This is a genomic window from Metabacillus litoralis (genome assembly GCF_020524045.1).
Classification (GTDB): Bacteria; Bacillota; Bacilli; order Bacillales; family Bacillaceae; genus Metabacillus; species Metabacillus litoralis_C.
Genome location: NZ_JAIVKL010000015.1, coordinates 13,616 through 35,903, shown reverse-complemented (window position 1 = coordinate 35,903; position 22,288 = coordinate 13,616). Strand labels below are relative to the sequence as shown.

The following is a 22,288-nucleotide window of genomic DNA, read 5'->3' as shown; positions in this document are numbered from 1 at the left end:
AAACAATAAAAAACTGAAGAGCCGCAATTGACTCTTCAGTATCTTGAATTGAAATAAATTGGAGATTATATTTTAAAGATAGTTTAATCATTGAACTCCTAAAGCTATTTTAGCAAGTCGTGACATTTTGTCTTTTGTCCAAGGAGGACTCCAAACAATGTTCACCTCAGTGCTTTTAACCTCTGGTATATCGTAAAGTGCTTCTTTTACTTTTTCAACGATTGTTCCAGCTAGTGGACAACCCATTGAAGTTAATGTCATTGTTACCTCTGTTTGACCATTTTCATCCATATCTACATCATACACAAGACCTAAGTTGACAATATCTACTCCAAGCTCTGGATCTTCAACTGTTTCTAATGCACCAAAAATGTTTTCCTTTAGTAATTCATCCATCATTTAAACTCCTTTCGTTTTATAAATAACCGAAGCATTCTTTTTTGTCTCTTGATTGCTTCTCCGCTCTTATGATTTCAACACAAGTATAGTAAAGAAAAATCAAGATGAAAAGAATTTTGCTTAATACACTTATAAGTATTTCACAAACCAATCTACTAATGCGAGTACACCTTCACGAGAAACCTTGTGATCTGCTAGCGGATCTGCAATAAACTTTAGCTTGTTTGGTTCTTTCTCATACATTGGTACGATTTCTTTATAAAATTGATAAGTAGGGGCAAAAGGAACCACATCATCTCTTTCACCATGCCAAAATAACAATGGGCGATTATTTAGCTTTTCTCTTTGCAAACTTAAATCATATCTTTCTAACAACTTAAGTTGTTCCTCAATTTGTTCTGATGTCAGCGGGATCTTAACTCCACTTTGCTGTAAAGAAGATAACTGACCTTTTAATAAGGTTGAATAACAAGGGCTTCCCATTAAGCTTACTGCTGCTGTAATCCAATCATATTTAGTCAGTGCACCTAAGGTTGTAATACCACCCATTGAAGTACCAGCGACCCCAATTCTATTTGAGTCGATTAATTGTTTTTGTTCAAAATATTGCTTTAACGTATGAAGTTCTTCGATTTCATTTAATACAATTTTCCAAAACTGCATACCTAATTCATTAGTATCGTATTGTTTACTTCTTTCTCCATGATAAAGGGCTTCAGGTAAAATGACTCGTATCCCTTTTTCTGCAAGATAATAAGCGTAATGTAAATTATTTTCCTTTGCACTTGTAAATCCGTGGATAAACAAAACCATTGGCGTTTTATGATCTTTATCAGATTGGTTTACAATATGTAATAGTGGAATATCTGCTATATGCATTTTTTCAACAATAACCAAAAATAACGCGCCTCCCTAACTATTTTGCCTCAAATTAATTGTAACATGTGGACACAAAACTTGGAAAAAAGATACACTAAAGGAGAATACCTTTAAAAATTCTAGCTAGGGATCGTGTAATACTTCATACGGCATATAAAATTCGATGAGTTATTTAAAATAAGATGTTACCTTGAAATACTATCGAATGCCTAACATTACAACACGCTTCCTTTGTATATGAATTTTTTAGCAATAGGCTATGTTAAAGCTTAAGGTTGTTTTTTAGCACTTGGTTGATTGGAGTGAAAGGCATGAGACTCCTGCGGGGGAAGCGTGTCGAAGGGAGACCCCACAGGCGCTTGCGCCGAGGAGGCTTCCTGACCTAGGAAAAAACGAACTGCATTTTTTCCCGGGAAAGCGAATGCCTGTAACGGAAATCAACCACAAAGTTTAACAGAGCCTAGCAATAAGTGAATACATATAAAAGAAATCGACCAAAGTTTTAATAAACTAATGTAGAATGCGAAGGAGATATTATGGAGAAAAAACCTTTCTTAATTGCTTTAGATTTAGATGGAACTCTATTAAAAGATGATAAAACGATTTCGGTTTACTCAAAAGAAATCATCGCAAAAGCAAAAGCAGATGGTCATATTGTCTGCATTGCTACTGGAAGGCCATTTCGATCAAGTTCTATTTATTATGATGAATTACAGCTTTCAACTCCAATCGTTAACTTTAATGGTGCCTATGTTCACCATCCACAGGATGATCAATGGGGCACATATCATACTACATTAGATTTAAAAGTTGTTAAGCAGATTGTAGATGTCGCAGAAGAACATGATATACATAATATGTTGGCTGAAATTATTGACGATGTTTATTTTCATTATCATGATGAAAAGCTTCTTGATGTATTTAGCATGGGAAATCCAGACATAACCATTGGGGATTTACGTAAAAATTTAGGTAATGATGTAACAAGTGTACTTATACATGCTGCAGAAAACCAAGTAGAGAAAATTCGAAGTTATTTATCTGATGTTCACGCAGAAGTTGTTGATCATAGAAGATGGGCTGCTCCATGGCATGTTATTGAAATTATTAAGGCAGGAACGAATAAAGCTCTAGGGCTAGAGAAAATTTCTTCTTATTATAATATTCCACCGGAGCGAATTATTGCTTTTGGTGATGAAGATAATGATTTAGAAATGCTTGAATACGCTGGACATGGCGTAGCAATGGGCAATGCCATTGATAAAGTGAAAGAAGTCGCAAATAAAGAAACACGCTCAAATGAAGAAGATGGAATAGCTCATTATTTAAAAGATGTTTTAGGACTTTAAGTTTTTCAAATTCTAGAGAAAACCTTAGATTTTACCATTTATATAATCCCTTTGTTCGCACACAATAGTAGTGACACTATTTAGCGTCACACTTTCAAAGGGGGGCTTTTTCAATGGGTAAAAGTAACAAATCAAAACGTTTTGTTCAGCAAGGCAAAGATACAGTTGCTAAACACGATGAGAGGTTCCCTTACCATTCAACATTATCTCAAGTAGAAGAAGCAAACAAAGACGAAGATACCTCACCTGGAGGGATATAAGTGACAAATCCATTATTTCAACAAGCTCGTGAAGCAGTGGCATATGCTAATTCAATTGCAAATGGCATTGAACAAGGTGATAAGCAAGAAGCAGTAATGAAAGCGAAAAACGCTTTATCATCTGCTTATGCGAATTGCACAGATGCTGAAAGAGCACAACTTAGTGAATTCCAACAAACTCTACAATCTATCTAATGAAGAGGCGAACTCAATTTGGGTTCGCCTTTCTTCCACTTGTAATCACCGTTTAATCTTTTCTAAAAAATCCATAAATTCCTGTTGTTTGAACAATATTCGTGAATGCATTAGGATCAACCTCTTTTATAACCTTCTCCAAATCATAAAGCTCATACCTTGTAACAACAATAATCATCATATCCTTCGGTTCATTTGTAAACCCACCCTTTGCAGGTATCGTTGTTATTCCTCTTACCAGCTTAGAATGAATTGCTTTTTTCAGATCATCAGCTTTCTTAGTTATGACCATCGCTGTTAATTTTTCATGTCTAGTATGAATCGCATCAATGACTCTTGTTGAGACATATAGTGTTACGAGAGTGTAAAGGGCCTTTTCCCAGCCATACAGTAATCCAGCCGTTAAGATTATAATTGAGTTTAACAAGAAAAAATAAGTTCCAACCGGCTTATCTTTCATTCGAGACAAAATCATCGCAATAATATCTAGACCACCTGTTGATGCACCATATTTTAATGTAATCCCAACACCAATTGCGACAATAACTCCACCGAACACAGCATTTAGTAAGATATCTTCTGACAGGGAGTGTAATGGAATAATACCTAAGAAAAACGTTGTTGCTGCTACACTTAAAAAACTGTAGAGCGTAAATGATTTCCCTACCTTTTTCCACCCTAATATAGTGACAGGAATATTTAATAATAACAATAAAATACCTGTGGAAAAATAAAAAGGAGTGTATTCTTCAATTACACTAGAAAGTAGTTGGGAAACACCAGTAAAACCACTAGCATAAACACTTGCAGGAATTAAAAATAAGTTTAATGAAATGGCATTAAGTAAAGCACCAACTAACACCACTATTGTCTTTTTTATCTCAGAGCTTATTTGCAATATAAATCCTCCCCTGTTATTTTATTTTCTATCCTATACTTGGTTTTCCCCTTTTTTTAAGAAATGAATACAAAGATTGTATTTTAATTGAAGGATGGTAAACTAAAAGTATTAATACATTTTTTATACATAAGAAAAAAGAGGTGTTCAAAATGAATGTTCACATATTAGCCGACAGTGCATGTGATTTACCTATAGAATACTTTGAAAATCATTCACTTTCCTTTCTACCACTAAGTGTTGATTTAGATGGTAAACAGCTTACAGATCAAAAAGAGGCAAGTCCTAAGAAAATATATGATGCAATGAGAAACGGAGCCATTGTCAAGACGTCTCAAGTATCTCCTTTATTATTTAAAGAAGTTTTTACAGACTTAGCAAAAAAAGGTACACCTAGTATATATGTTGCGTTCTCATCTGAGCTTTCAGGTACATATCAAACAGCGATGATGATTCGTAATGAAGTTTTAGAAGAATTCCCTGACTTTAAGTTGGCAATCATTGATTCAAAATGTGCTTCATTAGGATATGGTCTTGCCGTTATGTATGCAGTAAGCCTTGCAGATAATAACCAAACTTTTGCTCAAATTGAAACCGCTGTAAAAAACTACTGTCCAAAAATTGAACATATTTTCACTGTAGATAATCTTGAATATTTAGCTCGTGGTGGCCGAATAAGCAAAGCTTCTGCCTTTGTAGGCGGTCTACTTAATATTAAACCGCTATTACATGTTGAAGATGGTAAGTTAATTCCATTAGAAAAAATTCGTGGACGTAAAAAAGTACTTAAACGAATCATTGAAGTGATGAAAGAACGTGGAGTTAATTTACAAAATCAAACAATAGCTATTAGTCATGGAGACGATATTGAAGTAGCAAATGAGATGAAAGCATTAATTCAAGAAGAGTTTTCTCCTAAAGAAGTTTATGTAAACTTTGTTGGTGCTGTTATTGGTGCTCATTCAGGTCCTGGTACGTTAGCTATTTTCTTTTTAAATGATGAAATCTAAGGTTTTTAACTAAAGGATGTTTCCGTAAACTTTGTTGGACTGCATAATTAGGTCCATTAAATTCACTTCTTTAGAAAAGCTGTTTTCATAAACTTTGTTGCTATTTAATACTTGATGGAAACAGCATTATATAAAGTCTAGTGGCATCTTTTCTTCTAGAATAGTACCTTTTATGCGATGAAAACAGTGTTTTTAACAGAGAAATAGGTCAATTAGCAACAATCTTCCAGAAAAGAGCCTTTCTAACCGCTGTTTATTGATTTTGTTGTTTGTCAACCAAGTTTGTCACTTGGTTAATATCATCTTTATTCACAAAGTATATCCATGAATAGCTTACGTCTTCAGTTAATATTTTTTAAACTGTATTTTCTATTTCACATAGTTAGCCAAATGCGTGGGAATGATAAGCTTATACTTCTTTGAAAGGAGCTTCTTCATGCCGCATACTAGTGATAATGATAAAAAAGCAAAAGACAATAACGCGAAACTCCATGAGAAAAACATGATGCGTGAGAAAAATCGTCAGCGAGGCGAGCGTCAATATTCAAAAAAAACAGATCATCTTTAATAAAGATACGTTGTTTAAATTCATATGAAAATGTATTTAAGAAGTTAACAAAAAGGACGTTCAAAGTTATCATTACGATAATTTGAACGTCCTTTTTCCTTATTTTATTTTAAATGTTCCAACTGTTGAATTTAAATCATCTGTTAATTCTCGTAAAGTTACTACTTTCCCAACGATTTTTTCAAAGGCTATTAATTGTTCAGATGTTGATGCTGAAATTTCTTCATTCCCAGCAGCTGATTCTTGAACAACTGCACTTATACTTTCAATTGTATTTAATACTTTTTCACCAAAATCTTTTGAGTTTTGAGTACCCTCTAATAATGAGGTAAGACGCTCTTTCATTTCATCAACTTTTGTTTCTATGTCTCCAAAAGCATTTGTGGTTTGATCCATTGACAACTGTTGTTTTTCCGCTATTAACACACCTTTTTGAACAGAATCAGAAATACCTGTAATTCCTTCTTTAATTTTAGAAACCATTTCAAAGATATGTTTAGTGGACTGTGTAGCTTCTTCTGCCAGCTTTCTTACTTCATCCGCTACAACCGCAAAGCCTTTGCCTGCTTCACCTGCACGAGCTGCTTCAATGGCCGCATTTAGTGCTAATAAATTTGTTTGATCAGCAATACCTGAAACTGTTTTTGCCATGTTTTCGATTTCTGTTGCATAATTAGCAAACGTTTTTGTTGCATTGTCTATTGTTTTCGTTGTATTTTGATTTTCAACAATTAGATCTCGCTGTGATTTAATTGCTTCCTGACCTGAGTGTATGGCTGAAACCGCTTCTGTCGCAAATGTAACAGATTCCTCAGAACTTGACACATTTCGTTTCGTCTCCATCTCCATGTTTTCTATTAAGGTAACAGCATCTTGTAAATCATTTGATATCGTTTGTGATCCGATAGCCATTTCATTCGTTGAAACGGCAACTTGATTTGTTATATCAGTGAGCCCTTTATTCTCAGTTTCTAATTCCTTAGCAAAACCTTCAACATCTTTACTAACTGTATCTATTGAAAAAATTAACTTTTTCAGTTGATCTGCCATACTTGTAAATGATGTGTTTAACTCACCTAACTCATCTTTTCCTTTATAATTAATATCCTCAACAACTAAATTTCCTGAAGCAATTTGTTCAGCATTGTATGATAATTTCTTTAAAGGGCGTGTGATTGAATTCGTCATTCTTATAGCGAAAAACATTGATAAGACAATTAATAGAATACTACCTATAAGTGCTGAAACAATGATAAAAGAAATTTTCTTTTCTAAATTATTTTGTAAAACAGTATAATTTTCATTAGCATATTCATTTAATAAATGAACATCATTCATAATACCAGATAGACGAATTGACTGACGTTTTGCTTCTGCACTATTTTTATTATCTAATGCATCTGTAGCCTCAATTTTCCATTGTTCATACTTAGCTATCGCACTATTTAAAGCTCCTGAGCTTTTTTCATCAGAAACGCTTTGTTTCAAAGTACTGTATAAAGTTTCACTTTCCTTAATACTAGTTAGTACTTCTTCTTTTTGAGCATCCGTTGTTGTAACAGAGAAGTTGTTTAACCCCTGTTTTGTACTAGTTAACTCACCTTGCAGTTGTTTTATATTCAATAAATCTGCTACCTGATTTTGACTAGAAGATTGTATAGATAACATATTATAAATAATAAATGCAATCATAAGAATCGCTAATGATAATACACTTATTGAGTTGATTAGTAGTTTATTTTTGATTGTCATGGTGTCCTCCTAGCATCTGTTTATAACTTCTTCTTCCAATCTTCAATTTGTTTTTTCTCTTCATCTGTAAATTGCTTCACTCTAAGAGGTGCGAGATCGATTCCATTTTCCTTTATTCCAAGCTCAACATGACCAGTTGGTACATTACCATTGTCTACGAGCTGTTTAGCCATTTGGTACATCGCGACATCAACATTTTTTAACATTGATGTGATAACAGCTTTTTCGGCATAGAAGTATTGATCACTATCTACACCAATTGCCATTACTTTCTTTGCTTGAGCTTCTTTTAACATCCCTACACCAGTAAATCCTGCTGCTGCATATAAGACATCAACATCATTAGTAATCATTTCACGTGCAAGATTTGCTCCTAGTTGATCATTGCCAAAATCACCTGCATATTGAACGGCAACGTTGATATCTGGATTCACTGCTTGAGCCCCTTCGACGAAGCCTTTTTCAAATTTATTAATTAGTGGAACATCATCTCCACCTATAAAACCAAGTTTTCCTGTTTTTGTTGAGAGTGCAGCAACTACACCTGCTAAAAAGCTCCCTTGATCTTCTTTGAAGGTGATTGAAGTTACATTTTTAAGATCAGAAACTGCATCAATTAAAATAAATTGTTGCTCAGGAAATTTCTTTGCTACTTTTTCTAGATCTTCTTGAACCATAAAACCTAAGCCAACAACAATATCATTATTTTCATGAACTAATTCTGTCAACCCTTTTTCATATGTCTTAGATTTCTTTAACTCTCTATAATCAAATAATATTCCTAACTCATCTCTCGCTCTTTCAAGTCCATAAAATGCTGAATCACTGAAAGATTGGTCTCCTAACCCTACATCTGAAAGCATGATCCCTATCTTTACTTTGTTATCAACAGTACCGGTTGTTTCTGCTTGAGAACACCCAGAAAGTATTATAATTATGATTGTCATTAGCATTGCTGCTACATTCTTGGTCGTCATTTTTCTACCTCTCTTTTTACTATCATTTTTAAACACCTCCTTTTTATCGACAATATTCAGCATTTTTTTACGTATTTAATCATATTTCTTTTATTATCCGTAATCATGTTAAAAACAAAAAAACGACTTTCACTTATCTTTCAATAGTGAAAACCGTTACATTCTGTTCATTATTTTTTTGTATCTTTAAAGTAAGTCCAACCTTCTTCTTGATACACTCGGTCATTTTTCATTAAATGACCGAGTGCTCGCTTAAATGCTGCCTTACTAAGATCAAAACGTTCTTTAATATCATCTGGATCACTTTTATCTGTGAAAGGCATTGCCCCCCCACGTTCTTGCATATATGCATAAATTCTCTCCGCATCCCCACTTAACGCCTCATGCTTTCTTGGAAGCAAAGAAACATTAATTGTTCCATCTTCTTTCACATCAATGACTCTTCCTGTCACTTTTTCACCTAAACGCGGCTCTACTTGTCTTTGTGAAGAATGAATAAAGCCCTTATATCCTTCTTCCGTTATAATAAATGAACCTGCAATAATCATTCGATAAACGGTTCCAGTTATTTCTTTATTAAATAGTGATCTGTCTGCATCTTTAAAAAGTGGTTCAACAATCTCCTCTGTCGCTGGACGAACAAAAAACTTACCATTATGTGAAACCTTTAACGTACAGTAAAGCCTGTCTCCTACATTTGGCCAAACCTCTCTTAAAAACGGAAGATGATCTTGAGCGACTAAGCCATCTTTACTTAAGCCAAAGTATACAAATGCACCCATATCTTCAACTACATCAACAACTTCTACCCATCCATATGTATCTTCAGTAATCAACGGTTTTTTCATCGTAGCGTATAAACGGTCTTGAGAATCTACGCCAAAAAACACCTCAATTTCTTCTCCTACTTTGATTTCCTCTGTCACTTCATTATTGTGTAACAGCACACGTTCATGTCCATCTGTTAAAAAATAGCCATAATCCACTTTCTCGTCTATCGTTAATGTTTCAAATGTACCTGGTATCATTCGATTTTTCATATCCTTTCGTCTATAAACTTCAACCATAAGGTTTAAGATTGTTTTTGTACTTTTTCCTACTATAAAAAAGCCTTACTTGCTGCTCACATTCCACATGAAGAATCTAAAAAGTCCGGGAGTGCACTCAAAAAATCAGTGCTATAGGTGTCTTTCTTTACTCCACTTTTCAAGGCATGAGCCTCTTATATTCATTCTATCTACAAAGTGGTAATTTCAACACTTAGCTTTAAATAGTCTTCCTTATATCGTCCTAAAGTACAAGGAGCTTACTTGTTGTTTTACGTAATAGTTGTGATGCTTGTTTTATTTTACTATAATCAACCTATATTATATACGTTATGGAGGATAATTATGGCTAAAGATAATTCATTTGACATTGTATCAAAAATTGAATTCCCTGAGGTAACAAACGCAATTAATATTGCAATGAAAGAAATTGCTACTCGATATGACTTTAAAGGTAGTAAAAGTACGATTTCATTAGAAAAAGAAGAGCTTGTTTTAGTATCTGATGATGAATATAAGTTAGAGCAACTTAAAGATGTTTTAATTTCAAAGCTTATAAAACGAGATGTTCCGATAAAAAACATTTCTTATAAGAAATTAGAAAATGCATCTGGTGGTACTGTTCGCCAAAAAGCTGAATTGGTTTCAGGTATTGATAAAGACAATGCTAAAAAAATCAACAGCATCATTAAAGATAAAGGTCTGAAAGTTAAAACACAAATTCAAGATGATCAAATCCGTGTAACAGGAAAAAGTAGAGACGACCTCCAATCTGTGATCTCAGCAATAAGAGAAGCAGATCTACCAATTGATGTTCAATTCATCAATTACCGCTAATAAGTGATCTAAATTGAATTTTTGGGGTCAGACTCCTTAACAGGGGTCTGACCCCATTTTTACATTTTTTCACCATTTATTATCTACTCACCAACAAAAAAACGCTTACATTATACAAATTGTCATTTTGCTATTGATATTTTTCTAAATATTAGATAAATTAGTTGTAATACTTTTTATTGCATTAAAGTAAATATGTAATTTCATATCTTATCAAGAGAAGCTGAGGGACTGGCCCATTGAAGCTTCAGCAACCGGTTCAAACGAGTGAAAATCCTAGATTAGCTTGATTAAATTGAGTAAATAACTCTTAGTTATCTTCTCAACATAATCAAATAATACCTACGATTTCTCTCCTGAGTGCCAAGGTGCTAATTCCAGATAAGCATGTAAAATGCTTGAAAGATAAGGGGAAGCTTATGATCATTCAGTCTTCTTCTTAAGAAGGCTTTTTTTATTTTATAATAAAGCTTTATCCTATTCACTTAGAAGAACGGAGGATATTTCTGTGGCAAACAAATTTTTGGAAGATTTAAAGAATAAGATTTTAATTGGTGATGGAGCTATGGGAACAATGCTTTATTCTCATGGTGTTGATCGATGTTTTGAAGAATTGAACCTCTCAAAACCTAATGACGTTCAACATGTTCATGAAGCGTATATTCAAGCAGGAGCAAATCTTATTCAAACAAATACGTACGGTGCAAATGATATTAAACTCTCTCGCTATGGGCTAGAAGATGAGATTAGACAGATTAATAAACAAGCTGTTTCTATAGCGAAAAAAGCAGCAGCTAACTCCGCTTACGTTTTCGGAACAATTGGTGGAGTTCGCTCTTTCAAAAAAAGTGCCCACTCAAACGATGAAATTAAACGTAATTTCAGAGAACAGCTTTTCATTTTGTTGAATGAAGATGTAGATGGTATTTTACTAGAAACTTATTATGATTTAGAAGAAATGAAAGCAGTACTTCAGATTGCTCGTAAAGAAACAAATAAACCGATCATTGCAAATGTTTCACTGCATGAAGCTGGTGTATTGCAGGATGGTACTTCATTAAGAGATGGTTTTTTAACATTAGAAGAATTGGGGGCAAATGTGGTTGGCTTAAATTGTCGATTAGGTCCTTATCATATGATTCAATCACTAGAAGAAGTGCCAATTCCAAAAGAAACTTACTTATCCGTATTTCCAAACAGTAGTTTACCTGCAATGAATGAGGGTCGCCTTGTTTATGAATCTGATGAAAGCTACTTTAAGGAAAGCGCACTTAAATTTAGAGAGCAAGGTGTGAGATTAATTGGAGGCTGTTGTGGTACAACACCTAACCATATAAAAGCAATGGCAGAAGCAGTTGCCGACTTAGCTCCTATTACAGATAAACATGTGCGCATTCCAAAGAATAATATCGTCACTGTTTCTTCCGATCACTCTGAGGATTTGCCACCATTACAAGATATAGTTTTGCAAAAGCGCTCCGTTATCGTTGAATTAGATCCTCCTAAAAAATTAGGAATGACCAAATTCCTTGACGGTGCACAAGCACTTCATGATGCAGGAATTGATGCATTAACTCTTGCAGATAACTCTCTTGCATCACCACGAATTAGTAACCTTGCAGCTGGTATTTTAGCAAAAGAAAAAACAGGTGCACGTACATTAATTCATATTACCTGTCGTGATCGTAACTTGATCGGCTTACAATCCCACTTAATGGGCTTACATTCACTAGGGATGTCAGATGTATTAGCGATTACAGGAGATCCATCGAAAATTGGAGATTTTCCTGGGGCAACTTCTGTGTATGACGTTTCATCGTTTGACTTAATTAGTTTAATCAAACAATTTAATGAAGGTGTCTCTTATTCTGGTAAACCATTAGGTGATAAAACGAATTTCTCTGTTGCTGCTGCCTTTAATCCTAATGTGCGACACTTAGATAAAGCTGTGGTAAGACTTGAGAAGAAAATTGCTCATGGTGCAGATTATTTTATTTCACAGCCGCTTTATTCGAATCAACAAATTATTGATGTATATGAAGAAACAAGAAATTTAAAAGCACCAATTTATATCGGTATTATGCCATTAACATCTAGCCGTAACGCTGAATTTATTCATAATGAAATACCTGGAATCAAATTATCTGATTCGATTCGCAAAACAATGGCTGCAGCTGGAACAGATAAAGAGCAAGCTCGACTAGAAGGCTTAGCTATTGCCAAAGACTTAATTGACACAGCATTTGATTTATTTAACGGTATTTATTTAATTACACCATTTTTACAATATGACCTTACAGTGGAATTAACAAATTACATCCATGAAAAGGAAAAACAGCGAGCTGAGAGGAAGATTACACATGTGTAGCATCAAAAAAGAACTAGAAAAAAGAATCCTTGTACTCGATGGAGCAATGGGGACAATGATTCAAGCTGCAGACCTTACAGCAGAAGATTTTGATGGTGAGGATTATGAAGGCTGCAATGAATACTTAACACGAACAGCTCCTAATGTGATCGAGTCTATTCATGAAGCATACTTAGAAGCAGGCTCTGACATTATATCTACTAATACATTTGGCGCTACTAGTATTGTTTTAGATGAATATGATCTCGGACCTATGGCATTAGAGTTAAATATTGAATCTGCACAAATTGCTAAAAGAGCAGCTGAAAAATATTCAACAGCAGAGAAACCAAGATTTGTTGCCGGTGCAATGGGTCCTACAACGAAGACACTTTCTGTTACTGGTGGAACAACATTTGATATTTTGATCGACAACTATGAAGAACAAGCTAGAGGTCTCATTATTGGTGGAGCAGATTTATTACTTCTTGAAACAAGTCAAGATATGTTGAATGTAAAAGCTGGATTTCTAGGTATTCAAAAAGCATTTGAAACAACAGGTAAAGAATTACCTCTTATGGTTTCAGGTACAATTGAGCCAATGGGAACAACTTTGGCTGGTCAGGATATTGAAGCATTTTATGTATCACTAGAACATATGAAACCTCTTTCTGTTGGTCTAAACTGTGCAACAGGTCCAGAATTTATGACTGACCATATTCGTACATTATCAGGTTTAGCAAATACAGCGGTAAGTTGCTACCCTAATGCTGGTTTACCTGATGAAGAAGGAAACTATCATGAATCACCTGACTCACTGGCAAAAAAATTAGTTGCCTTCGCTGAACAAGGTTGGCTTAATTTAATTGGCGGTTGCTGTGGTACAACGCCAGAGCATATAAAAGCATTAACTGAAGCTGTTGCTACGATATCACCTCGAAAAATGGAGGAAGTATCAAGTGGTCATACAGTTTCTGGAATTGATGCCCTTCTTTACGAAGAAGGAATGCGCCCATTGTTTGTTGGTGAGCGTACGAATGTTATCGGTTCACGTAAATTTAAGAGATTAATTGCTGAAGGTAAATTTGAAGAAGCCTCAGAAATTGCTAGAGCACAAGTAAAAAACGGTGCGCATGTTATCGATATATGTTTAGCAGATCCTGATCGAGATGAACTAGAGGATATGGAAGCATTTATCCCTGAGGTTGTAAAAAAAGTAAAAGCTCCTCTTGTTATTGATTCAACTGATGAGCTTGTTATTGAGAGAGCATTAAAATATTCGCAAGGAAAGGCCATCATCAATTCGATCAATCTTGAAGATGGTGAAGAACGTTTTGATGCAATTGTCCCACTTGTTAAGAAATATGGTGGATCATTAGTTGTTGGAACGATTGATGAAATTGGTATGGCATTAACAGCAGAAAAGAAGCTTGAAGTAGCCATTCGCTCACATGATCTTCTTGTTAAAAAACATGGATTAAAAGCTAGCGACCTTATTTTTGATCCACTTGTATTCCCTGTTGGTACAGGTGATGAGCAATATATTGGATCAGCAAATGAAACAGTTCGAGGAATTCAATTAATAAAAGAACACTTACCAGAATGTTTAACAATATTAGGTGTTAGTAATGTTTCTTTTGGTCTCCCCCCTGTTGGCCGAGAAGTATTAAACGCTGTTTACCTTTATCACTGTACACAAGCGGGTCTTGATTATGCGATTGTTAACACTGAAAAATTAGAACGCTTTGCTTCAATTCCAAAAGAAGAAATTGAAATGGCAGAGACACTGTTATTTAAAACAACAGATGAATCTCTTGCCACATTTACAAACTTTTATCGTGGCAAGAAAAAAGAGGATAAAAAGCCTGTTAAAAATCTTCCGCTTGAAGAAAGACTTGCTCAATACATTGTAGAAGGAACAAAAGAAGGTCTTCTTCCTGATCTAGAATTAGCTCTAAAAAAATTCGAAGCACCATTAGATATTATCAACGGACCACTTATGACTGGAATGGCCGAGGTTGGTGTGTTATTTAACGATAATCAGCTGATTGTAGCAGAAGTTCTCCAAAGTGCTGAAGTGATGAAAGCATCTGTTTCATACCTTGAGCAATTTATGGAAAAGAAAGATGATAGTGGTAAAGGGAAAATTCTGTTAGCTACTGTAAAAGGTGATGTACATGATATTGGGAAAAACCTTGTAGACATTATTTTAAGTAATAATGGCTTTAAAGTGGTTGATCTAGGGATAAAAGTTACACCTCAGACATTGATTCAAGCTGTTAGAGACGAAAACCCTGACCTTATTGGGCTTTCTGGCTTATTAGTTAAATCGGCACAGCAGATGGTTATAACAGCGAAAGATTTACAGGATGCAAATTGTGACCTTCCAATTTTAGTTGGTGGAGCAGCTCTTTCTCGTAAATTTACAAGAATGAAAATCGCTCCACAATATAAAGGACCAGTTGTGTATGCAAAAGACGCAATGGATGGCTTATCTCTAGCAAATCAGTTACGTACATCTCCTGAGTCATTTGCTATTCATGATGAAGCGGCTGTTACAGAAGAAACAAAAACAAAAGCACCACAATCAAAGGCAGTTACTGATTTATTAGAAAAACGAGGTCAATTAACAGAAGCACCAATTTTCCAACCAAATGATACAAAGCGCCACATCCTAAGAAACATAGAGTTGACGCAGATTATTCCATATGTGAATATGCAAATGTTAATTGGTCATCATCTTGGATTAAAAGGAAAAATTAAAGAGCTTATCAAAAAGAAAGATCCAAAAACAATGGAACTATACGAGCTTATTCAAGAGCTTTTAAAAGATGGAGCAAGAAATAAATGGTTCAAGCCTGCTGCTACGTATCAATTTTTCCCATCTTATAGTGAAGAAAATAAACTTCATATCTTAGATCCAAACAATACGGATGTTATTTTACAAACATTTGATTTTCCAAGACAAGATAAATTACCTTATCGTTGTATTTCAGATTATGTTCGTCCGAAACAATCTGATGGCTTTGATTATGTTGCGATGTTTGCTGTTACTGCTGGAAGTGAAATTCGTGAGCTTGCACAAGGATTTAAAGAGCAAGGCGACTATTTAAAGAGTCATGCTGTTCAAGCTTTAGCTTTAGAGCTTGCTGAAGGTTTAGCAGAGCGTACACATCAGCTTATCCGTGATCGTTGGGGCTTTCCTGATGCTCCAGATTTCACAATGGATCAACGTTTTTCTGCAAAATATCAAGGACAAAGGTATTCATTCGGTTACCCAGCTTGTCCAGACCTAGAAGATCAAGAAAAATTATTTAATTTGTTAAGACCTGAAGATATTGGCATTGAATTAACTGAAGGATTTATGATGTCTCCTGAAGCATCTGTAACGGCAATTGTTGTTGCCCATCCAGATGCAAAATATTTCAATGTGATGTAAGTTCCAAGCAATAAAAAGCAGCCCTGAATATCTTTTCAGGGCTATTTTTATTGCTTTAGATGCATCTTTCCTTAGGTACCATAAGTAGAACTTCTAAGATATATCTAACCCTTTATCAATGTTAACAACTACTTCACCTTATTTTTCCTCCTCTTCTACAATAACTGTTTAAGTTTAAACAATAGTGGGAATATCAATACCAATCTTATAAACATACTTTCAGACGTTTTTTCACATAATACTTTACAGTGATAAAAAATTTGAGGAGGAAAACAAATTGAGTAAAGAGCAAAACCAACAACAAACAATGCCAGCTCAACATCAAGATGTACAACCTGGTCATGAAGATTTAATGAATCCCCAACCTACTTTTGATGATTCGTCATATACAGGTAGTGGTAAGCTTAAGAATAAAGTTGCGATCATTACGGGTGGAGATAGTGGAATTGGACGAGCAGTTGCAGTATTCTATGCAAAAGAAGGAGCCAATGTAGTCATTTCTTATTTGGATGAACATAAAGATGCTGAAGAAACGAAGAAACATGTTGAAAAACAAGGTCAGCAGTGTTTATTAATTTCTGGTGATATCGGTGATGAATCTGTTTGTCAAAACATTGTATCTCAAACGATGGATACCTTTGGTTCTCTTGATATTTTAGTCAATAATGCTGCTGAACAGCATCCACAAAAGGGTATTGAAGATATAACAAGTGAGCAATTAGAAAGAACGTTTAGAACAAATATCTTTTCATTCTTTTATTTAACAAAAGCTGCTTTACCACATCTAAAGCAAGGTAGCGCTATTGTTAATACATCATCTGTGACAGCATATGCTGGTAATGAGCAGCTTTTAGACTACTCAGCTACAAAAGGTGCAATTACAACTTTCACAAGATCATTAGCTCTTTCACTTGCTGGAAAAGGAATTCGTGTAAATGGAGTGGCACCTGGACCAATATGGACACCACTTATTCCTTCTACTTTCCCAGCTGATCAAGTAGCTACGTTTGGCGCAAATACGCCAATGAAACGACCTGGACAACCTGAAGAGCTGGCTCCAGCTTATGTTTTTTTAGCTAGTGATGATTCATCATACATGTCAGGACAAATGATTCATGTGAATGGCGGGAAAATTGTAAATAGTTAAGTTGCATTTTGGTATAGTGGATATACACGAAAACAAAGAGGCTAGGACATATTAAAGAACTCATACAAAAAGACGAATAAATCTAAATTCAGTTATCCTGAAAGAAAAAAGTTCGTTCCATTGCGCTGCAGACACTCGCTTTCCACGGGGAGGAAGCTAAGCCTCCTCGGCAAGCCTGCGGGGTCTCAGCCTTTCCTCAATTCCCGTAGGAGTCGAGTGTCTTCCGCTCCATTCCACTAAGTTCTTCAAAATAGTATTCTAAATCAAAAACCTATTGAAGACGACAAATAAAAACCCGAATTATTAGGTGAATGTTTAATTGACAAATCACCTAATAATTCGGGTTTATTTTTAGCTTAAATACTTATGTCCCAATCTCTTCATTTTGATACTAACACAATTTACCCCATTGCTATATTACTTTTTCTTTCCACGTCTTTTCGCTAAAAGTAAAAAGCCGATAAATAATGAAGGGACAATAATAAATACACTAATAAACGGGATATTTAAGCCTGTTTTTTCTTTAATTTCATATACTTCTGCTAGTTCACGATCTAATATAAACTCATATTGATTATTTTCTTCTTGAAATGCATCTCCAGTTAATAACCCTTGAAGTTTCTTATCTTCAGCAATTTCACTTGCCGGAATACTCACATTTTGTGACTTAGAAGAATTATTTATCGCTATAATAACACTTTCCTCTTGATAACTGCGTTTATAAATGACCATTCCATCTTTTTCATATAACAGCTGATAATCCCCCATTGTTAGAGAAGGGAAATTGGTTCTAATTTTCGCTAGCTTTCCCATATAATCTATTAACTCTTCATCAGATTGGAAGTTAATTAATGGTCGATTTAATGGAGGTTCTCCACCATCTAACGCAATTTCTGATCCATAATAGACAAACGGAGTTCCAGGTAAAGTATACATGTATGAAAATGCAATTTTAAATCTGTTTCCAGGATGTTGATTATTTTCAATTGAATTTCTAGTAAAACGAACAGTATGATTATTATCAAGATAGTTTGTTAATTGATTTGGAGTTTCTTCTATCACCTTAGATATGGTTGATAGGTTATTGTCAACATTATCAAATACCATTGAAGCTGTTTCTTGAAAAGGTGTATTTAAAATAGAGTCAAATCCAGAATCCATATAGCTGACTACCTTTGATTCATCATATTGTTGCATCACACCTATTAAATATTTATCTGATAGTTGTTGATTGAAATCTTCCCAAAAATCCTCTGAAATGACATCAGGATAATTAATGTAATAGCCATTAATGTCCAGTTCATTTACCCATTTTCTTCCTTGTTCAATTAGCTGAGCACGATCTTCCATACTATAAGTTTTTCCAGTATTTATATCAAGCGATAAAAGAACATCAATGTTTAACTTATGTGATTCGTAAACAAGATTCTGAAGTTCCTCAACTGTACCAAAGTGTTCGTTGATTTTTCCAGCGATATTATTATCTTCTTGTTCAAAAATTGAGGATAAGATAATTGTTGAAAAACCCATTTCTTTAATATATTCAAGCTTCCTAACAATTCCTTCAAAATCTCCACCATGATATGCTAAAGGATCATCAGGATTAAATTCAGCACCATCATTTTGTGGATCTCCATTATTAAAGCGATCTACTTCTATAAAATATACGATTTCATTTTGCCATGTTTCTTCTTCACTTTCCTCTGCACTTACTGGTATAGACGAGAAAAGTAGAATTGAAATGAATAATGTTAATACTAGCTTATACATGAATGTGTATGTTCCTCCTATGATTTACGATTGTATTATCTCTGCTTTTAAGAGTATCTCTTTCACCTATTAAACGTCAATTTTTTTATGGTTACTAAAAAAACTTTTAAAATGTTTTTGTAAATATTGTTACTTTTTAAACTAAAGTTGTTCACTAAGCGAAAATACCTCTTAAATATATTTAATGATTTCGCAAGGGTCGCTTATTATTAACTAGCTACAGTGTCTAGTTTTTACATTTATAGACGCACTTCTCTTTTCTTAGTCCCATTTTCACTTTTTTCTATTCAATGAATATCATTATGATGATTTGATCATGCTATTCTAGTAAACTTTATTGTTTTAGAATCCTTATGGAAACAACAAAGTTTAGTGGCATCTTTTCTTCTACAGATTGCACCTTATATGATATAAAACCAATTCAGCAAACTTTCAAAAAAGATTCTTTTTTAAAATTAACCTGAAAAAGGAGTACCTATGCTTAAGGAAGCCATTTATCATCGTCCTAAAAATCAATTTGCTTATTCACTCCATGACGGAACAATTCAAATACAGCTTCGTACAAAACACAATGATGTTGATTCAATTTATATCTATTATGGCGATCCTTTTCATTTTACCGAACATAAATGGATAAATTCATCAGTTCAAATGAAAATAAGTGGACGTGATGAATTATTTGATTATTGGATTGCTTCTCTACAGCCTCCCCAAAACCGTCTTAGGTATGCTTTTGAGTTAATACAAAATGAGCAGTCCTTATTTTTACTGAAAAGGGATTTTGTGAAACGAAACACGATGACTATTCCACATATTTTTGTTTTCCTTTTTATCATCCTACAGATAGCTTTCATGCACCAAATTGGGTAAAGGATACAATATGGTATCAAATTTTTCCTGATCGTTTCGCAAATGGTACACCTAAAAATGACCCCAGTGATACATTACCATGGAATTGTACAGCACCTACAGCTTCAACAATATTTGGTGGTGATATAGACGGTGTAATTAAGAATCTTGATTACTTAGTTGATCTAGGAATTACAGGTATTTACTTTACACCGATCTTTAAAGCAAATTCAAATCACAAATATGACACAATAGATTATTTCGACATTGATCCCCAATTTGGAGACCAATCAACATTCAAGAATTTAGTCCAAGCTTGCCACAAAAATGGGATTAAGGTCATGCTTGATGCAGTATTTAACCATTGCGGAAAGAATTTCCCAGCTTTTCAAGATGTGATAAAGAATGGTGATGCTTCTCCATATAAAGATTGGTTTCATATTTCGGAACTACCTTCAAATGAGTTTCACTATGAAACCTTCGCTTTTGATAAAACAATGCCTAAATTAAACACTTCAAATCCAAAAGTAAAAGAATATTTACTTAAGGTTGGACAATATTGGGTAAAAGAATTTAATATTGATGGCTGGAGACTAGATGTTGCCAATGAAATTGATCATCAATTTTGGCGAGAGTTTCGTCGAGCGGTTAAATCAATTAAAGAAGATGTATTTCTTGTTGGTGAAATTTGGCATGATGCTTTACCATGGCTTGAAGGTGAGCAATTTGATTCTGTTATGAATTATCCTTTAACAAATATGATTCACCGTTTCTTTGCTTATGAAGAAATTAATGCTGAACAATTTAGTCATGAGCTTCAAAAATATTTACATCAATATCCTAAACCACAATACAATTTCTTATTTAATTTAGTTGGTAGCCATGATACCCCTCGAATTATTAACATCGCTCAAAAGAATAAACAAAAGGTAATGTTAATAAAAGCCTTTCAGTTTAGTTTTCTAGGCTCACCTTCTATTTATTATGGTGATGAAATTGGTTTAACTGGCGACAAAGATCCCGGCTGTAGAAGGTGTATGGTATGGGATGAAAACTTACAAGATCAAGAAATGCTCATGTTTATGAAAAAGCTTATAAAGCTTAGAAGAAAATATCCAATCATGGCCAACAGTGGTAACTTCAAGATATTATCTGTCAGTGGTCATCTAAATTACCTTTGTTATAGCAGAGAAACAGAAGATCAGCTGTTTATCGTGGTGATGAATAATAGTTCGAAAGTACAATCAATACCACTTCCTATTGATATAAAAGACAAGACTATTCTTGATCTCTGGAAATCAAAGGAATTTGCAGCACATTCTAGCACGATCAATGTCACACTTAAGGCTTATGATTTTTCTTTCTTATTAATCAGATAATGGAATCCATTTTATTATTAGTTAAATAAAGACTCTGTTAAACTTTGTTGTTGATTTCCGTTACAGGCATTCGCTTTCCCGGGAAAAAAGTACCTTTTTTCCTAGGTCCGGGAGCCTCCTCGGCGGCAAGCGCCTGTGGGGTCTCCCTTTAACACGCTTCTCCCGCAGGAGTCTCATGCCTTTCACTCCAATCAACAAAGTGCTAAAAATCAACATTAAGCTTTAACATAGCCTAAACAAAATCAAATCATTTATCTTATCCTTGACGTCTATTAATCACCTTGCGATACTCTATAGGGCTCATTCCCTCTAATCTTTTAAATAGCTTTGAAAAATAGGTAGAATCTGAAATTCCAACTTCTAGTGATATATTTGCAATTTTATCATTTGTTGTTGCAAGCATTTTTTTCGCTTGATTCATACGGTATTTATTTAAATATAAATTAGGGGTAATGCCTGTTATCTTTTGCATACATCGTGTTACATAATCTGGGTGAAAATGAAGACTTTTTGAAAGGTCCTCCATTTTCACTTCTTTTTTATAATGTTTTTGAATATACGCCACAGTTAACTCGACGACTTTTTCAGCTGCTGTCGGTATCTTACAAGCTTCCTTTTGTAAATGTAAAAGGAATTCATGGAAGTATAGTTGTTGTCTTAATTGATAATCAGGTGCTTGGTGATCAATTCCTAAAATATTGTCAAAAATATTTTCAACAAAAGTATTATGTTCAATTTCTCCATAACATGGAATTCTAAGTTTATAAATAGAAGGAGTCACATGATCACCTTGAAATTGTTGAATATCACCCCAATTATCCAAACCGTTTTCTACCAGATCATAATCTGTTGGAATTGAAAAATGAAACCAATAATATTCAGTTTTCACAGGACTTCCTTTATGTCCATAGTGTTCAAAACCAGGAGTTAAAATAATGTATTGACCCTTACTAACCTTAAAGCGATTCTCATCTTCTGTAAGATATAACTCCCCTTTTTTCACGTAAATTAAATCAAACACAGAAAAAACACGGCGAAAGTGCTTTGTCCCTTTTTCAAAAACAGCATATCCTTCTGTAATTAATGTTGGAAAAGGAGGTGTATTGAATTCAAGATAAGACATAAAAAACCAATCCTTGTAGTCGTATTTTTCCAAAAGTTATCGATTTCCTCTCTTTCTATTATAC

General features: G+C 34.2%; 19 protein-coding genes and 1 riboswitch. Of the genes, 11 read left to right on the top strand and 8 right to left on the bottom strand.

Translation table 11 applies throughout. The annotated features are described in order from the left end of the window. Positions 1 to 87: 87 nt before the first annotated feature. Together LC076_RS18460 and yjfP are read right to left on the bottom strand one after the other, a co-directional pair. Positions 88 to 396, bottom strand: coding sequence for a metal-sulfur cluster assembly factor (locus tag LC076_RS18460; protein ID WP_226670562.1), 309 nt, complete (start codon positions 394 to 396; stop codon positions 88 to 90). 132 nt (positions 397 to 528) lie between these two features. Next, a complete protein-coding gene (gene yjfP / locus LC076_RS18455; RefSeq protein ID WP_226670561.1) occupies positions 529 to 1,296 on the bottom strand; it encodes an esterase in 768 nt (255 codons plus the stop codon). A 518-nt stretch (positions 1,297 to 1,814) separates the two neighbouring features. Between yjfP and LC076_RS18450 the strand changes: the two genes are divergently transcribed. The 3 genes from LC076_RS18450 (at position 1,815) to LC076_RS18440 (ending at position 3,082) form a co-directional block, all read left to right on the top strand. Next, positions 1,815 to 2,627 carry a Cof-type HAD-IIB family hydrolase gene (locus LC076_RS18450; RefSeq protein ID WP_226670560.1) on the top strand — a complete coding sequence of 271 codons (813 nt, stop codon included), beginning with the start codon at positions 1,815 to 1,817 and terminating at the stop codon, positions 2,625 to 2,627. 113 nt (positions 2,628 to 2,740) lie between these two features. Further along, complete coding sequence (locus tag LC076_RS18445; protein ID WP_226670559.1) at positions 2,741 to 2,887, top strand: hypothetical protein; 147 nt, start codon at positions 2,741 to 2,743, stop codon at positions 2,885 to 2,887. Continuing rightward, a complete protein-coding gene (locus tag LC076_RS18440; protein WP_204953941.1) occupies positions 2,888 to 3,082 on the top strand; it encodes a DUF3813 family protein in 195 nt (64 codons plus the stop codon). It begins immediately after the preceding gene. 52 nt (positions 3,083 to 3,134) lie between these two features. Here the strand turns inward: LC076_RS18440 and LC076_RS18435 are convergent, their stop codons facing one another. Beyond that, the gene (locus LC076_RS18435; RefSeq protein WP_226670634.1) at positions 3,135 to 3,974 is read right to left on the bottom strand and encodes a YitT family protein; all 840 of its coding nucleotides are present in this window, start codon (positions 3,972 to 3,974) and stop codon (positions 3,135 to 3,137) included. Positions 3,975 to 4,132: 158 nt separating this feature from the next. Here LC076_RS18435 and LC076_RS18430 point away from each other — a divergent pair, with 158 nt between their 5' ends. Together LC076_RS18430 and LC076_RS18425 are read left to right on the top strand one after the other, a co-directional pair. Then, entirely contained in the window at positions 4,133 to 4,990 is an 858-nt protein-coding gene (locus LC076_RS18430; RefSeq protein ID WP_226670558.1) for a DegV family protein, read from the top strand. A 436-nt stretch (positions 4,991 to 5,426) separates the two neighbouring features. Continuing rightward, complete coding sequence (locus LC076_RS18425; protein WP_226670557.1) at positions 5,427 to 5,558, top strand: DUF3941 domain-containing protein; 132 nt, start codon at positions 5,427 to 5,429, stop codon at positions 5,556 to 5,558. Positions 5,559 to 5,657: 99 nt separating this feature from the next. Here the strand turns inward: LC076_RS18425 and LC076_RS18420 are convergent, their stop codons facing one another. The 3 genes from LC076_RS18420 to LC076_RS18410 form a co-directional block, all read right to left on the bottom strand. Then, positions 5,658 to 7,310, bottom strand: a complete 1,653-nt coding sequence (locus tag LC076_RS18420; protein WP_226670556.1) for a methyl-accepting chemotaxis protein — start codon at positions 7,308 to 7,310, stop codon at positions 5,658 to 5,660. Positions 7,311 to 7,330: 20 nt separating this feature from the next. Then, a complete protein-coding gene (locus tag LC076_RS18415; protein WP_226670555.1) occupies positions 7,331 to 8,287 on the bottom strand; it encodes a BMP family lipoprotein in 957 nt (318 codons plus the stop codon). Between the two features lie 170 nt (positions 8,288 to 8,457). Continuing rightward, positions 8,458 to 9,315: a S1 RNA-binding domain-containing protein gene (locus LC076_RS18410; RefSeq protein ID WP_226670633.1), complete on the bottom strand. Its 858-nt coding sequence runs from the start codon at positions 9,313 to 9,315 to the stop codon at positions 8,458 to 8,460. A gap of 363 nt (positions 9,316 to 9,678) precedes the next feature. Between LC076_RS18410 and LC076_RS18405 the strand changes: the two genes are divergently transcribed. The 4 genes from LC076_RS18405 (at position 9,679) to LC076_RS18390 (ending at position 17,103) form a co-directional block, all read left to right on the top strand. Beyond that, on the top strand, positions 9,679 to 10,170 hold the full coding sequence (locus LC076_RS18405) for a YajQ family cyclic di-GMP-binding protein (protein WP_204953946.1): 492 nt from the start codon (positions 9,679 to 9,681) through the stop codon (positions 10,168 to 10,170). A gap of 207 nt (positions 10,171 to 10,377) precedes the next feature. Continuing rightward, positions 10,378 to 10,582, top strand: a riboswitch (SAM riboswitch). Positions 10,583 to 10,735: 153 nt separating this feature from the next. Beyond that, positions 10,736 to 12,538 (top strand): bifunctional homocysteine S-methyltransferase/methylenetetrahydrofolate reductase, encoded by a 1,803-nt coding sequence (locus LC076_RS18400; protein WP_413466008.1) that lies wholly within the window; start codon positions 10,736 to 10,738, stop codon positions 12,536 to 12,538. Further along, positions 12,531 to 15,956 carry a methionine synthase gene (metH, locus tag LC076_RS18395; protein WP_226670553.1) on the top strand — a complete coding sequence of 1,142 codons (3,426 nt, stop codon included), beginning with the start codon at positions 12,531 to 12,533 and terminating at the stop codon, positions 15,954 to 15,956. Before LC076_RS18400 ends, metH begins: the two co-directional genes overlap by 8 nt. A 277-nt stretch (positions 15,957 to 16,233) precedes the next feature. After that, positions 16,234 to 17,103: an SDR family oxidoreductase gene (locus LC076_RS18390; RefSeq protein ID WP_226670552.1), complete on the top strand. Its 870-nt coding sequence runs from the start codon at positions 16,234 to 16,236 to the stop codon at positions 17,101 to 17,103. Positions 17,104 to 17,520: 417 nt separating this feature from the next. Here the strand turns inward: LC076_RS18390 and LC076_RS18385 are convergent, their stop codons facing one another. Further along, entirely contained in the window at positions 17,521 to 18,873 is a 1,353-nt protein-coding gene (locus LC076_RS18385; RefSeq protein ID WP_226670551.1) for an alpha-amylase family glycosyl hydrolase, read from the bottom strand. A gap of 477 nt (positions 18,874 to 19,350) precedes the next feature. Between LC076_RS18385 and LC076_RS18380 the strand changes: the two genes are divergently transcribed. Further along, positions 19,351 to 19,743, top strand: a complete 393-nt coding sequence (locus LC076_RS18380) for an alpha amylase N-terminal ig-like domain-containing protein (RefSeq protein WP_226670550.1) — start codon at positions 19,351 to 19,353, stop codon at positions 19,741 to 19,743. Beyond that, positions 19,635 to 21,101 (top strand): glycoside hydrolase family 13 protein, encoded by a 1,467-nt coding sequence (locus tag LC076_RS24405; protein WP_319005552.1) that lies wholly within the window; start codon positions 19,635 to 19,637, stop codon positions 21,099 to 21,101. Before LC076_RS18380 ends, LC076_RS24405 begins: the two co-directional genes overlap by 109 nt. A gap of 256 nt (positions 21,102 to 21,357) precedes the next feature. On the opposite strand, the gene LC076_RS18370 is transcribed toward LC076_RS24405, so the two are convergent. Further along, positions 21,358 to 22,224: an AraC family transcriptional regulator gene (locus LC076_RS18370; RefSeq protein WP_226670549.1), complete on the bottom strand. Its 867-nt coding sequence runs from the start codon at positions 22,222 to 22,224 to the stop codon at positions 21,358 to 21,360. Positions 22,225 to 22,288: the final 64 nt, after the last annotated feature.

What these genes read in the sequence shown, in the direction of transcription:
- LC076_RS18405 (WP_204953946.1), top strand. Translation starts at nt 9,679, where the DNA reads ATGGCTAAAGATAATTCATTTGACATTGTATCAAAAATTGAATTCCCT.
- LC076_RS18420 (WP_226670556.1), bottom strand. Translation starts at nt 7,310, where the DNA reads ATGACAATCAAAAATAAACTACTAATCAACTCAATAAGTGTATTATCA.
- LC076_RS18400 (WP_413466008.1), top strand. Translation starts at nt 10,736, where the DNA reads ATGGGAACAATGCTTTATTCTCATGGTGTTGATCGATGTTTTGAAGAA.
- LC076_RS18380 (WP_226670550.1), top strand. Translation starts at nt 19,351, where the DNA reads ATGCTTAAGGAAGCCATTTATCATCGTCCTAAAAATCAATTTGCTTAT.
- LC076_RS18410 (WP_226670633.1), bottom strand. Translation starts at nt 9,315, where the DNA reads ATGATACCAGGTACATTTGAAACATTAACGATAGACGAGAAAGTGGAT.
- LC076_RS18425 (WP_226670557.1), top strand. Translation starts at nt 5,427, where the DNA reads ATGCCGCATACTAGTGATAATGATAAAAAAGCAAAAGACAATAACGCG.
- LC076_RS18415 (WP_226670555.1), bottom strand. Translation starts at nt 8,287, where the DNA reads ATGACGACCAAGAATGTAGCAGCAATGCTAATGACAATCATAATTATA.
- LC076_RS18430 (WP_226670558.1), top strand. Translation starts at nt 4,133, where the DNA reads ATGAATGTTCACATATTAGCCGACAGTGCATGTGATTTACCTATAGAA.
- LC076_RS18370 (WP_226670549.1), bottom strand. Translation starts at nt 22,224, where the DNA reads ATGTCTTATCTTGAATTCAATACACCTCCTTTTCCAACATTAATTACA.
- LC076_RS18460 (WP_226670562.1), bottom strand. Translation starts at nt 396, where the DNA reads ATGGATGAATTACTAAAGGAAAACATTTTTGGTGCATTAGAAACAGTT.
- LC076_RS18445 (WP_226670559.1), top strand. Translation starts at nt 2,741, where the DNA reads ATGGGTAAAAGTAACAAATCAAAACGTTTTGTTCAGCAAGGCAAAGAT.
- LC076_RS18385 (WP_226670551.1), bottom strand. Translation starts at nt 18,873, where the DNA reads ATGTATAAGCTAGTATTAACATTATTCATTTCAATTCTACTTTTCTCG.
- LC076_RS18450 (WP_226670560.1), top strand. Translation starts at nt 1,815, where the DNA reads ATGGAGAAAAAACCTTTCTTAATTGCTTTAGATTTAGATGGAACTCTA.
- metH (WP_226670553.1), top strand. Translation starts at nt 12,531, where the DNA reads ATGTGTAGCATCAAAAAAGAACTAGAAAAAAGAATCCTTGTACTCGAT.